Raw genomic sequence first — 13,446 nt, forward strand, 5'->3', positions numbered from 1 at the left:
TTTATTTAACAAGTAAATATTCTTTTAAGATTTTTTGATGAGAAACAGGAAATGCATATTGTTCTAACTCTTTTTCAGAAACTACTTTCAAATTTTTTAATGCACTGATATCACTTACAAGCTCTGCTTCATATACTGTGATGTTCCAGATGATATGAGAAAACACGTGCTGAATCGTCGTAAACGGTGCATGGATTTTAACATCAGCCCCGTACTCATTTTGAATAAATGCCTGAAGCTGCTGATGATCTGGCGCTATACTAAGATCTACTTCTACATTTGGAAACTCCCATAGGTTAGCTAAAAGTCCTTTGCTTGGACGTTTATGAATCAGATAATTTCCTTCCCTGTCTTTAATCACCGCTGCAGCAAGCTGCAGCGCACGCGGCGCTTTTTTCTTTGATTTAACAGGAAGTTCGTTCTGTACTCCTTCTTCAAACGCGCGGCAATGTTCGCGAACTGGACATAACAAACAGGAAGGCGAAGTTGGTGTACAGACAATAGCACCAAGCTCCATCATGCCTTGGTTGAAATAGGAAGGATTGTCTTTTGAAATGATTTCATGCACGATGTCTTCAAACAGCTTTCTTGTTTTTGGTTTTGCAATATCGTCCCAAACGGATAAAATGCGCGATAGCACACGCATGACATTTCCATCTACAGCAGGCTGGGGCACTCCGTATGCAATACTCAAAATCGCTCCTGTTGTATAGGGACCTACTCCTTTTAGTTTAGAGATTTCTGCTGGCGTATTTGGAACTTCTCCCCCGTATTGTTCATGAACTTCTCGAACAGCAGTTTGCAAATTACGAGCACGGGAATAATAGCCTAGCCCTTCCCACGCTTTTAACACATCATCTTCATTTGCATAAGCTAAGTCTTTTATAGTGGGAAATTTGCTAATAAAATTATTAAAATACGGAATGACCGTATCTACTCTCGTTTGCTGAAGCATAATTTCAGATACCCACACTTTATAAGGATCCTGATCCTGACGCCACGGTAAAATGCGCTGTTCCTGCTCAAACCAAGAGATTAGGTCATCTTGAAATGCTTGAATATCAAAATTTTGTACAATATCTTTACTTTGTTTCACGTCATAGCCTCCGAGGTATTAACTATACATATACAATGTGTTGCTTTTTGAATCTTAGTAACTTTATGATAACCTTATAACAACTACAAATATGAATAGTAAAATGAATTGTTCAAATAATGAATAAAAACAGCAAATTTGCTGCGTTAGTAATAAAGCGAGATTTTTTTTGCCCTAAATCAAGCTTCCGTGCTGAATTAGGATAATCTAAGATCGTCATCTTACAAAGGAGGAGTTCGCTCTGGATACTGGTACACACATTGCAATGGGAATCGCTCTAGGCGGCCTTGCAACATTAGACCCCACTGTATCTGCGAATACAGCCACATTGGATGCTGTAATGATTGGCGTCATGGCCGGGTCATTAGCACCTGATTTAGACACTGTTTTAAAGCTGCGAAACAATGCACAGTATATCCGCAATCACCGTGGAATTACACATTCTATTCCAGCTGTTATTTTATGGCCTTTGCTTATCGTGCTTATTCTTTCGCTTCTGCTGCCAGGAGCTAACTTGCTGCACCTATGGATGTGGACCTTTGCAGGCGTCATTATTCATGTTTTTGTGGATATCTTTAACGCTTATGGTACGCAAGCATTACGGCCTTTCACAAATAAATGGATTGCGCTTGGCGTAATCAACACGTTTGATTACGTGATTTTCTCAGCTCACGTACTTGCAATTCTCATTTGGTTTGTTGGAGCAGAGCCGGGACCCACATTCATTACGCTGTATGTGTTATTGGCGTTTTATTATGGCCTGCGGTTTTATATGCGCCACCAGATCGCCAAGAAGCTTCGAAAACAGTTTCCTGATGTAATCAAGCTCAATATCTCTCCTACGATGCGTTTCACCCACTGGCATTTAGCTGTGACAACCGAAAAGTATTTTCATGTAGGAAGAGCAATTGGAGAAGACATTTTTATTTATGATACGTTTGATAAAGTTCCCATCCCCGAATCAGCCGTAATTGAAGTAGCGAAAAAAGATGAAAATTTATCTGCTTTTCTTTCATTTTCACCTATTTATAGATGGGAACTGGACGAATATAACGACCATATTGAAGTGCGCTTTATTGATTTACGCTACCGCAGCAAGGACTACTATCCATTTGTAGCCGTAGTCCAGCTTGATTACGATTTAAATATTATTTGTTCGTACACAGGTTGGATTTTCAGTGAGAAAAAATTGCGTAAAAAGCTTGATTACCTCCCGCACTAATCATAACAAGAACCAATATGAAACCCAAAAACGAACCGTCTTGAGAAGACGGTTCGTTTTTATTTAATGTTTTAAATAGTCATCGTTATTTAATAAATGCTGATATTTAGGGTTTTTAACCGCGATTTCATGAAGTTTGTCACCGTAACTGTTGATATACATCGTAACAACCTTTTCCGTCGCTTCTTTACCTTTATAATCATATCCAGCTTTTGCGTAAGATGACTCAAAATCTTCCCAGAAAAGTTCAACCCACGTACGTGCTTGAGCATATGAGAGTGAACTGTTTTTATTTAATAGCTGATTCGTTAATCTTTCAAATATATCGTTCATAAGAACACCTCGATTACCAAAATTCTTTATGAGTATGTTTGCACTTTTAACTTACACTATAAATGCGGAGTTATTCACTCCCTCATGTACTATATCATAACCGCAACGCTTTCTGTTGTAAAAGGAGAGGTATCGATGCGCAATAAAGCAAAAGATTTTCCAAACCAACATGGTAATAAGTTTGAAGGCGAACCTCGAGCAAAAGCTGAATACGCTTCAAAACGTGCAAATGGAACAATCAATACGCATCCTCAAGAACGTATGCATGCTTCTAATGAGCGCGAAGAATAACAGCTTGCTCGGCTCATTTGTTTAAAAATAGAGTGAATATAGAAATCAAACAAGCAGCACTACTTTGTGCTGCTTGTTCGTTCCGTTATTTTTTCAACATGGAAATAGGTAATGCCTCTTCGTTTTGGGGTGCACCAAGTCTAAACCCCCATGCAAAAACCCCGTTCATATAATCAATTTTAAAATATGAACCTGGATCCCCTTGAATTTCATATACTTCCCCTGCTTTAAACGTTTCGGGATCCAATAAATAAGATCTAGCCATTGTTACTTTTCTTTCTAATACTGCATATTCATTGATCATGCCAAGCTGTTCAGCTTTTCGTGCTTTTTCTTGAAGAGACCCAATCTCTTGTTGAAGTTCATACGTCGTCATATCGCTGTAACGTTTTTCAGACATGCTGCTTTCCCCCTTGTTTGCTTTCTTTTTATTATAACAAAAGGTATAACTAAAGGGAGACTATGAAAAGGGAGTTTTGGGAATGAAAACGGTACTAATCACGGGCGGTGCAACGGGTCTTGGAAAAGAACTCGCAAAACTTTACGCAAAAGACTACAACGTCATCCTAGCTGGACGCAATCCACATAAATTAAAAGAGACGCAACATGAGCTAGGAGACAACGTATATACGATGCCTGTAGATATTACAAAATATGAGGAAGTAGGAAAATCCGTAGAAAAACTGCTGATTCAGCATTCAGTAGATATCCTTATCAACAATGCAGGAATTGGACATTTCGGCCCCTTAGCGGATTATACAAAACAAGCAATCGATGAAGTCATCGATACAAATGTAAAAGGAACTATTTTTTTAACGCAAGCGCTTATGCCTCATCTTTTGACGAGACCTGAACCTAAAATTATGAATATTATTTCATCTGCAGGACTTCGCGGGAAAGCTAATGAAAGCGTCTATGTGGCAAGCAAATTTGGAGTAAGAGGATTTACAGAAAGTTTAAAAGTGGAGTATCAAGATACCAACCTTCATGTGATTGCAGCTTATATGGGCGGCATGAATACTCCTTTTTGGGACCACAACAACCATATTAAAGATAAAAGCCGATTGCGCTCAGCTTTAGAAATTGCTGAGGTTATTTATAAACAGCAAAACGACTCGGAAGATATTTTGTTTTAAAGAAAGAACCGTCCGTTTCCACGGACGGTTTATTCCTCTTCAATAGAAGCTAAGAATGATTCAATTTGATCAATAGAGAACCCTTTTCTATAAAGAGCCTGCTTCATCTTTTGCTGATACTCCCAGCCTTCATATTTTGAAAAACGACGATGAGCTTTCATGCCTTGATATTGCAGAGCTTCCCACACCTCATCGCTTTCTTTTTCTGTATCCGTGCGCTGAAATGCTTCTTGAATAATAGAAAAAGAATAGCCCTTTACTGCTAATACTTGTTCCATTTTTTGTTTCATCATCACTTGAGATAATTTTTTGTATTTCCCTTTTAACTTTTCAATTAATTTCACAGCAGTTTGAATTTGCTGTTCTTCAGGGTATTCACATAAACTAAGGGTAATAATGGAATCAGGAATCCCTTTTTCTTTTAATTCTCTTTGAATCACATTTGGTCCTTTTGGTGTCGTGTTCATTTGAGTTAACACAAATGCTTTCGCAAACTCTTCATCATTTAAATAACGGTGGCTGACTAATTTCTGAATAACTTGTTGAATAATAGTAGAGTTAACTTCTTTTTTCCTTAAATAATCATGTACCTCTTTTTCAGAACGCATTCGATAAGATAAGTAAGTAATCGCTAAATTATAAGCTTTTTTCTCATCATCTGCATATTGAATTTCCGTTAATTCAAATTCATCAAGCTCACGACCTTTTTTTAAGCCGTATTTGATGAGGACATTTTCGTCAACACCAAAGCCAAACTCTTCACCTTTACCGTAATCTAAATACACATTATAACGTTCACCGCTATTTTTTTGCGTTGTAATCTTTGTGACAACAGGCATTCACCTTCACCTCATATTTCTTATTAAATTGATGGCTGAAGAACCGCTAAGCGCATCATACACATTTTTATTTATCTCAATAAAGGAGGAAATTCGTATGAAAATTGTTATTGCTGGAGGAACTGGGTTCGTAGGTAAAGCTTTAACAAAACATTTTTTAACACAAAAACATTATGTATATATTTTAACACGCAATGCAGATAAAGCTGCAAGAGATCCGAAGCTTAAATATGTAGAATGGATGCAAGAAAACAGTCAACCTGAAGAGCAAGTAGAAGGAGCAGATGTTTTCATCAATTTAGCTGGCGTTTCACTTAACAGCGGTCGCTGGACGGACAAGCGCAAAAAAGCCATTGTGGAAAGTCGCCTTTCTTCTACTCAAGAAATCCTTCGCATTATGGCTGTCATACCCGAAAAACCGTCGCTTTATGTAAATGCAAGCGCAGTTGGTTATTATGGAACATCGACCAAAGAAACGTTCACAGAAGCTTCCCCTTCCATCGGCACGGACTTTTTAGCTGACACGGTAAAAAAGTGGGAAAATGAAGCGCTAAAAGCTATGGAGCTCAATATCCGTACCGTTTTAACAAGGTTCGGCGTTATATTAGGCAAAGATGGTGGCGCACTTCCTTCTACTGCCCTTCCTTATAAATTATTTGCAGGTGGGACAGTCGGCTCCGGAGAACAATGGATGTCTTGGGTGCACCTTCAAGACGTCTTGAAGATTATTGATTATTGTATTCATACCGAACAAATAGAAGGGCCTGTTAATGTAACTGCCCCAAATCCCGTTCAAATGAAAGAGTTTGGAAAGACGATTGGAAAAGTATTGAATCGCCCTCACTGGATGCCCGTACCTAGCTTTGGCCTTCAGCTGCTGATGGGAGAAATGAGCATGATTATTTTGAAAGGACAGCGCGTTTTACCTGAAAAATTGATTCAACAGAATTACATTTTTACATATACTGTATTAGAAGATGCATTGCGAGATTTGCTCTAGTTATTATTTTTTATTCCCCTAAAACAGGTTACTAAGCTGCCGATAGATAGGAGAATCCTTTATGAAAACCATTCTCTTGAAAAATGCAACGCTCTATCCTATTACGTCAAAACCTATTTATAATAGTGATGTGCTCATTCAAGATGGAAAAATTGTTTTAATTGGACCAAACTTGCAGCCCCCTCTTCAAGTAGAAGTTATTGACTGCAAACAGCGTTATTTATTCCCTGGGTTTATTGATGTTCATACACATCTAGGATTATATGATGAAGGAACCGGCTGGGCCGGAAATGATGCTAATGAAACAATCGAACCTATGACTCCCCATATCCGAGCTTTTGACAGTGTACATCCTTTAGATCCTGGGTTTAAAGATGCCATTGAAGCGGGTATTACGTCTGTACACATTATGCCGGGAAGTGCAAATGTGATTGGAGGTACAACATCCGTTATTAAAACAGCCGGAACAAGTATTTCTCAAATGTTAATTCAAGAAACAGCTGGACTCAAGATTGCTCTAGGAGAAAATCCAAAACGAATTCACAGCCATGGCAATAAAGAATCCATTACACGAATGGGTATTATGGGCATGCTGAGAGAAGCCTTTTATCACGCAAAAAGCAACGACAATAAAAATGATTTACGAATCAAACCGCTCATTCAAGCACTGAATAGAGAGATTCCAGTTCGAATTCATGCTCACCGAGCCGATGATATTCTATCAGCTCTTCGCTTAGCAGATGAATTTACTTTAGACGTTCGTATTGAACACTGTACAGAAGGTCATTTGATTGCCAAAGAGCTGGGTGGCAGAAATTTAAAAGTGAGCGTGGGACCAACTTTAACACGCCGCTCAAAGGTTGAGTTGAAGAATAAAACATGGAAAACCTATCAAGCTCTCTGCAATGAAGGAGTGGAAGTTTCCATTACAACAGACCATCCTTATACGCCCATTCAGTATTTAAATATTTGTGCATCCATTGCCGTACGTGAAGGACTCGAAGAGCAAAAAGCATTGGAAGGCATCACGATTGCTGCTGCCCGGAATCTCCGTCTCGATCAACGAATCGGCAGTATTGAAGCAGGAAAAGATGCTGATTTAGTGCTATGGAGCCATCATCCCTTTCACTACTTAGCAAAGCCTATTTTTACCATGATAAATGGTAAAATATTATTTAAAAAAAATTAACATTTTACCTATTTTCTTTTTTTATTTTTTTTAGTATGATACGTTTAGAAGCATGTGAATTTCACAAAAGCATAAACATCACACGTTGACTTTTTATGTTTGTTGACTTGTAATGGGAAGGCAAATGGTGCGCCACCAGGTAACTGGTTCTAGTGGGTTCGATTCCCACCCCGAAATTTTTTTAATTATTAAAAAATTTCGAGGGTGGGGACTTGATTGGAGTCTGTATATACCCTCGATCAGGAGGGAAAAGTTATGTTAAAAAAACGTGACCTAAATGACTGTCAATCTCTATACGAACTCATGGTACATCCTGATGTCTTCCCTTTTGTTCGTCATAAAGCCCATTCCTATGAAGAATTTTTATTTGTGACTAAACAAACGATGGAAGCAGAAGAACATGGAGAAATTATTTCTCGCACAATTCTAGACGAATGGGGTAATCCTATCGGCACCATTAATTTATTTGATGTACAGGACCAAGCTGGTTTTTTAGGCACTTGGCTTGGCAAACCGTTTCATGGAAAAGGTTATAATCAAATTGCAAAAGAAGCGTTCTTTAATGAACTATTCTTTGAGTTAAATATAGAGCGAATTTTTATGCGAATTCGTAAAATCAATATTAGGTCTATTAAGGCTGCAGAAAAACTGCCTTATGCAGTACTTGCGAATGAAACACACAAAGCTTTATACGATGAAATTAATCAACATGAAGTCGTATATGATTTATACGAAATTCCAAAAGACTTATATACATTATACTATTTGCGTCACGAACAAGACGTTCAAGAAGATCATCAGCTTAAAGAAGCGTAAGAGCCTCTCCGTTACACGGAGAGCTTTTTTTATGATTAAAAACGAAAGATTCTGGAAAAAATAAGTAGTATGATCGAAAAACGTGAATGGGAGGTTTTTTTATGTCTGAAAAGAAACGAAAAGAAAACGCAAAAAATACGTTAAGTAGCGCTCAAGAAATCTATTACGGCCGCGAGTTTAAAAAAGCAGACCGTGCAGGCGGCTACACGAAAAAATAAGTGAGGCAAAACATCTCTATCCAACGCTTGATCATACCAACGTCCTTTCTATACACTGTGTATCGGAAGGACGTTTTATATTATGTAAAAATAATAATACGGAGATTTTATGACTACGCTTTAAGTTTTTTTTATACTCTAACATATCCACACACTTTACCCACAATTATGTGGATAATGTGAATAACTTTATTAAAAATGTGTATTAGCGCTTTCATAACTTGAAATGACAGTGGGTAATTTTTATGTAAATTTTCTGAAAAAATGTGAATAGTGTGGATAAAATTGTGAATATCCTATATAATTCAGCAGTTAACTTCTTGTTAACCTGTGGATATCTCCTTTATCATTATCGTTTGATTTAGTAGTATGAAAGCTTTTGATATATTATAAGTATAATAATAAAAAGTAGGGAAAGTTCCCCTACTTTTTTATGATTGGAAACAATATATCCACACTTGTTCCTTTATCTAGCTGACTAGAAAACGTCATTTGCGCATGGTGGGCTTTAATAATCCGATAGCTGACCATCAGCCCTAAGCCTGTACCTTTTTCTTTTGTACTATAAAAAGGCTCTCCTATCTTCGCTAACCGTTCAGGCGGAATGCCTTGTCCTTCATCAGCAAGCTGCAGCCAAAGGTGGTTTTCTTTTGCTTTAATAGTAATATTAATAACTCCTCCTTCTGGCATTGCCTCAATAGAATTTTTAATAATGTTAATAAATACTTGTTTTAACTGATTTTTATCTCCGTACACGTGAGGTAAGTGGTCGTCTCTTTTAAATATAAAAGCCACCTTTTTTTCCACTGCTTCAGGTTCAAGAAGTGAGCACACTTCTTGAACAAGCGTTTGCATATGCAAAGGTTCAACCTTCATTACCTGAGGTTTTCCTAACATCAAAAATTCTTCTACAATTCCATTCATTCGTTCTAATTCCGTTTCCATGATATCTATATACAAAGCATCTTTAGGATTTTGTTCTTTTAATAAGTGAACAAAACCTTTTAAAGAGGTTAAAGGATTTTTGATTTCATGAGCAACTCCAGCTGAAAGTTCTCCTATCACGGCAAGCTTCTCAGAGGTTCTAAGCTTCTCTTCTGCTTTTTTACGCTCCGTAATATCCGTCGAAACGCACAGCATTTGAATCACTTCCTTCTTTTCATTCACAATAGGAAGTTTTGCTGTTTCCACCCAGCGTCGGTCCCCTTTCGAATCTTTAAACTGTTCTTCTAATACCATCCCTTTTTGCGTACAGTTTGAAAACGCCCCTTTATATAAAAGATCTGATTGAAGGTTGAATTGGTATTGATCAATTGATTGTCCAATCAAATCATCGGATTTTTCACCTAGCAGCATCGCAAAAGATTCGTTAACGAGAATGAACTCCCTTTTTTGATTGATGGCATAAATATAGCTTGGATTAATGTCAATGACTTGTCTTAAAAACGTTTTTTGTTCCTGCAGCTGATTTTCTTTTTGCTGTAAACGTGCTTTAGAATGACGTATATAGCTGATCATTTCATTAAACTGTTTAGATAAAGTACCGATTTCACCACGTTCAATTTCTCGTTCTGGAATTTTTTGATTAAAATTCCCGCGCGCTACTTGTCCCGCCAATTCATATAGTTTACGAATAGGGTTCACAATTTGCCTTGCATATAGCGCAGTAAAAAAAGACAGCAGCAAAATCGTAATACCTGAAACGGTCCAAAGCGTTTTTTCAAACATTTCATAAGGCCTGTAAATTTCTTCAACGGGTAATTCAGCAACGATTCCCCAATCCAGCACAGGAATATATTCAAATGAAGCAAAGAAATACTTACCTTCGGTATTCACAACGCGCCGATATCCTGATTTATGATTCATCGTTTCCTGGACAATTTCATTTTTCCTAGCATTTTCGCCGATTCTCTGTTTCTCTGGGTGAGAAATAATTCTACCGTTGCGATCTACAATAAATGTATAACCGTTCTCTCCTATATCGAACGTTTGAAAGATTGATTGAAAGCTTTTATTTTCTTCAATTCGCAGCGCTAAATTTATAACTTTTTTTACATTTTGCTGCTCATCCAAAATAGGGATCGCCATCACCACAATGTAATGCTTTGTATCTGCTGAAACGACATCGCTTAAATATATTTTTTTGGTTCGAAGCGCCTCTTGAAAATATTTTCTTTTTCTTAAATTCACATGTTTCATACTCTTTAAATCATCCGGGTAATAATGGTCAACATACCCTTTTACATTAAAAATGGTTCCACTATCGATATACGGTGAAATATTAACTATTTTCTGCAGTTCTTTGTCTATCTCTTGTTGATCATCTGATAAAAAAATAGGATCTTGCTGTACCTCGTTGCCTAGGTTCCAAATATCTTTAATGACGACGTTAATTTGCTCTTTCATTCTCTGGACGGTCTTATCCGTTACCTGTCGATATTGATCTTGAGAAATATTAGGCAGCATCACTCTTGAAACAATAAACATTAGCATCAGTACGGTACAAATAAGAAGTACATTAATCGTGAAGATTTTCCAAAACGTATGAGATTTAAACCATTTCATGTTTGTTCACCTTAATCTAATGAAGTCTACCTCCATTGTACTGCAAAATGAAAGCTTTTCCATATAAATGACAGAATTCCACCTTTAGACACAGAAGAAAAGCATTTTGTTCTACATTACTATCAGAAAAATATGAGCTTTATCACTGTGTTCTCCGTTAGAACAAATTTTTAGTTTTCTTATATAAACTTTGCTTTCTGCGTTTTATTCATACAGTAGAAATCAACCATCTCTCCTCCACTAAAAAGACCCCATCATGGCGTGATGAGGTCACAAGTTTATTATTTTCTTTATTAAAAAACAGATTTATTCACTGCTGATTTTCTTGCCTTTAAAGGTTTATTTTCTTTTTCTTCTAGTTCCGTAAAAAATAAATAAGAAAATAAACCAAACAGGAGTCAATAATAAGGCCGGACGCGTCGCATCAGAAAACAGCATGATAACAAGAATCACAGCAAACAACGCTAGCACAGCATAGTTTATAAATGGTGTTAATGGTGCTTTAAATGTTGATGTTGCATGCAGCTGCGGACGCATTTTCTTATATCTTAGATGGCAGATAAGAATGATACTCCACACCCAAATAAAACAAATAGCACTAATAGTTGTTACAATGCCAAAAGCTTGGTCTGGTATAAGTTTGCTTAACAGAGCTCCCGCTGAGATGACTAGCGTAGATACAAACAATCCGTTGCTTGGTACATGATTTTTGTTCAGTTTTGCAAACTTAGATGGCCCTTGGTCATTTTTACTTAAATTATATAAGATACGGCTCGTTGAAAACATCCCGCTATTACAAGCGGAAGCAGCTGAAGTTAATACAACAAAATTAATAATTCCAGCAGCAAGCGGAATCCCTACTAAACTAAAGGTTTTAACAAACGGGCTTTCCGCCGCATTTAATTCCATCCACGGGTTAATGAATAAGAGAACGACCAGCGCTCCAACATAGAAAAATAAGATTCGAAGCGGAATTTTATTAATGGCCGATGGAATATTTTTTTCTGGATTCGACGTTTCTGCTGCCGATACCCCTACTAATTCAACACCGACATATGCAAAGATAACCATTTGGAATGATAGTAGGAAACCTGAAACTCCATTTGGAAACAGTCCTCCATGATTCCAAAGATTTTGAACTGTAACGGATCCCGCATCTGTTTTAAATCCCATTATCAGCAAAATAACGCCAATAACAATTAACGCAAGAATCGTAATAACCTTTATTAAAGCAAACCAAAACTCTAATTCTCCAAATAACTTTACGGTTAACAAATTAAGCCCCAATAAAATAATTACACAAATAAGTGCAGGAATCCACTGAGGGATGTTGAACCAATATTTGACGTATACACCAACGGCAATCACATCAGCCATAGCTGTCATGATCCAACAAAACCAGTAGGTCCATCCCGTTACAAATGAAGCCCACGGTCCAAGATACTCTTCAGCAATATCTGTTAACGATTGATAACCTGCTTTAGACAGCAGTAGTTCTCCTAGCGCTCTCATCACAAAGAAAAGCGCAATACCAACAATTAAATAAGCAAAGATGATAGAGGGACCTGCAAGCTGTATTGCTTTACCAGAACCTAAAAATAATCCCGTACCAATGGTTCCCCCAATCGCGATTAGCTGAACATGACGATTAGATAAATCCCTCTTTAATTCTCGTTGTTCCAACCCTAACTCCTCCTAACAATAAAACCTGTGATACGATTGTGCGGACTACAAATAAAGTCCAATAAAAAAAGAGATTGGATGCGCTCCAATCTCATGGTCATAAGAATAACAAATATTATTTCATATGCTAACAATTATTAACATGCCAAATAAATATCCGGTACTCTTCTGTCCTTTTGCCTGAGATTGTGAACCCTTCGGCGTCGCGAAACTCTCGCGATCTCTCCAGAAGCTGCTCCTGCTATAGTGTGATCCATAGCAATCATAGCTTTCTACGTATTAAATTTTTCGATCAATATAATGACTGTCGAATAGTTGTTTATTCTAATACCAGTCGCATGCTTTGTCAACAGAAAAAATCACATTCATGTATTTTCCTTTTCAAAAGAAGGGAATAGAATGTATTCAATCATAAAAACCTTATTCCTTTACTTGTGATAAGGCTCATCCTATCACAAGTAAAAAAAAGAGCAGAATCAAACCTGCCCTTTACTATCTCCATTTATTTCTTCAACGTTAAACTCACCACATTCTCCACATGCGCCGTATTAGACACTATTTATTTGAGTCTGTATCTCATAACATGTAGTTGATTTTCTAACATTATAAATGAGAGATTAATTGTTAATTTAATAGAAGATCTCCATGTGTTTGTATCCCATAGTAACTAATTTGTGGTCATTTACGTGGTCAGTGGTCAATTTTTATTGGCCACTTTTTATTAACTTTTTTATCCATGGTACCTGCATTACTAAATTATTTTCGCTAATATATTACTTTTGAGTTTTTGTAAACTTTTCTAGAGGGGGTGTAAACATAAAAACGTTTCAGATATACTGTATAGGGTTAAAGTAATAAAAAAAGGTGAGAACAGTATGACAACTAGAAAAGATGTTAAACAAGATCTCCCAAAAGAGTGGGAGGAATTAGTGATTCTAGCCATGGAATCTAATGTAACCAAAGAAGAATTTAAAGAGTTTATTGAAAAAAAATCTTCCGAAAAATAGAAAATTGTAGGTAATTAAAAAATCATTAGAATGAGCTTTTTATTGATTTTT

At 36.9% G+C, this 13,446-nt stretch carries 14 protein-coding genes and 1 riboswitch; of the genes, 8 read left to right on the top strand and 6 right to left on the bottom strand.

From position 1 onward, the window contains the following. Position 1: 1 nt before the first annotated feature. A complete protein-coding gene (gene mutY / locus ACLHDF_RS20000) occupies positions 2 to 1,096 on the bottom strand; it encodes an A/G-specific adenine glycosylase (protein ID WP_413920400.1) in 1,095 nt (364 codons plus the stop codon). A gap of 241 nt (positions 1,097 to 1,337) precedes the next feature. Here mutY and ACLHDF_RS20005 point away from each other — a divergent pair, with 241 nt between their 5' ends. Then, complete coding sequence (locus ACLHDF_RS20005; protein ID WP_413920489.1) at positions 1,338 to 2,318, top strand: metal-dependent hydrolase; 981 nt, start codon at positions 1,338 to 1,340, stop codon at positions 2,316 to 2,318. A gap of 63 nt (positions 2,319 to 2,381) precedes the next feature. On the opposite strand, the gene ACLHDF_RS20010 is transcribed toward ACLHDF_RS20005, so the two are convergent. Beyond that, a complete protein-coding gene (locus tag ACLHDF_RS20010) occupies positions 2,382 to 2,651 on the bottom strand; it encodes a YfhJ family protein (RefSeq protein WP_013055156.1) in 270 nt (89 codons plus the stop codon). Positions 2,652 to 2,786: 135 nt separating this feature from the next. Between ACLHDF_RS20010 and ACLHDF_RS20015 the strand changes: the two genes are divergently transcribed. After that, positions 2,787 to 2,942, top strand: coding sequence for a small, acid-soluble spore protein K (locus ACLHDF_RS20015; RefSeq protein WP_251398357.1), 156 nt, complete (start codon positions 2,787 to 2,789; stop codon positions 2,940 to 2,942). Positions 2,943 to 3,027: 85 nt separating this feature from the next. Here ACLHDF_RS20015 and ACLHDF_RS20020 read toward each other — a convergent pair whose 3' ends face one another. Beyond that, entirely contained in the window at positions 3,028 to 3,342 is a 315-nt protein-coding gene (locus tag ACLHDF_RS20020; RefSeq protein WP_413920401.1) for a YfhH family protein, read from the bottom strand. Positions 3,343 to 3,424: 82 nt separating this feature from the next. Here ACLHDF_RS20020 and ACLHDF_RS20025 point away from each other — a divergent pair, with 82 nt between their 5' ends. Next, complete coding sequence (locus ACLHDF_RS20025) at positions 3,425 to 4,078, top strand: SDR family NAD(P)-dependent oxidoreductase (protein ID WP_413920402.1); 654 nt, start codon at positions 3,425 to 3,427, stop codon at positions 4,076 to 4,078. A 29-nt stretch (positions 4,079 to 4,107) separates the two neighbouring features. On the opposite strand, the gene recX is transcribed toward ACLHDF_RS20025, so the two are convergent. Continuing rightward, a complete protein-coding gene (recX, locus tag ACLHDF_RS20030) occupies positions 4,108 to 4,917 on the bottom strand; it encodes a recombination regulator RecX (protein ID WP_413920403.1) in 810 nt (269 codons plus the stop codon). A 97-nt stretch (positions 4,918 to 5,014) separates the two neighbouring features. On the opposite strand from recX, the gene ACLHDF_RS20035 reads away from it, so the two are divergent. From ACLHDF_RS20035 to ACLHDF_RS20050, 4 genes are all read left to right on the top strand, one after another. Next, positions 5,015 to 5,917 (top strand): TIGR01777 family oxidoreductase, encoded by a 903-nt coding sequence (locus tag ACLHDF_RS20035; RefSeq protein ID WP_413920404.1) that lies wholly within the window; start codon positions 5,015 to 5,017, stop codon positions 5,915 to 5,917. A 61-nt stretch (positions 5,918 to 5,978) separates the two neighbouring features. Continuing rightward, positions 5,979 to 7,106 (top strand): amidohydrolase, encoded by a 1,128-nt coding sequence (locus ACLHDF_RS20040; RefSeq protein WP_413920405.1) that lies wholly within the window; start codon positions 5,979 to 5,981, stop codon positions 7,104 to 7,106. A 255-nt stretch (positions 7,107 to 7,361) separates the two neighbouring features. After that, positions 7,362 to 7,922, top strand: coding sequence for a GNAT family N-acetyltransferase (locus ACLHDF_RS20045; RefSeq protein WP_413920406.1), 561 nt, complete (start codon positions 7,362 to 7,364; stop codon positions 7,920 to 7,922). A 101-nt stretch (positions 7,923 to 8,023) separates the two neighbouring features. Beyond that, positions 8,024 to 8,140, top strand: a complete 117-nt coding sequence (locus ACLHDF_RS20050) for a YfhE family protein (protein ID WP_013055148.1) — start codon at positions 8,024 to 8,026, stop codon at positions 8,138 to 8,140. Between the two features lie 423 nt (positions 8,141 to 8,563). Here ACLHDF_RS20050 and ACLHDF_RS20055 read toward each other — a convergent pair whose 3' ends face one another. After that, on the bottom strand, positions 8,564 to 10,705 hold the full coding sequence (locus tag ACLHDF_RS20055; RefSeq protein WP_413920407.1) for a cache domain-containing protein: 2,142 nt from the start codon (positions 10,703 to 10,705) through the stop codon (positions 8,564 to 8,566). A gap of 339 nt (positions 10,706 to 11,044) precedes the next feature. Continuing rightward, entirely contained in the window at positions 11,045 to 12,388 is a 1,344-nt protein-coding gene (locus ACLHDF_RS20060) for an amino acid permease (protein ID WP_413920408.1), read from the bottom strand. A gap of 158 nt (positions 12,389 to 12,546) precedes the next feature. Continuing rightward, a riboswitch (glycine riboswitch) is annotated at positions 12,547 to 12,627 on the bottom strand. A 636-nt stretch (positions 12,628 to 13,263) separates the two neighbouring features. Between ACLHDF_RS20060 and sinI the strand changes: the two genes are divergently transcribed. Next, positions 13,264 to 13,395 carry a DNA-binding anti-repressor SinI gene (gene sinI / locus ACLHDF_RS20065; RefSeq protein WP_413920409.1) on the top strand — a complete coding sequence of 44 codons (132 nt, stop codon included), beginning with the start codon at positions 13,264 to 13,266 and terminating at the stop codon, positions 13,393 to 13,395. The last annotated feature ends 51 nt before the right edge of the window (positions 13,396 to 13,446 follow it).

Source organism: Priestia megaterium, assembly GCF_046599315.1.
Taxonomy (GTDB): domain Bacteria; phylum Bacillota; class Bacilli; order Bacillales; family Bacillaceae_H; genus Priestia; species Priestia megaterium_F.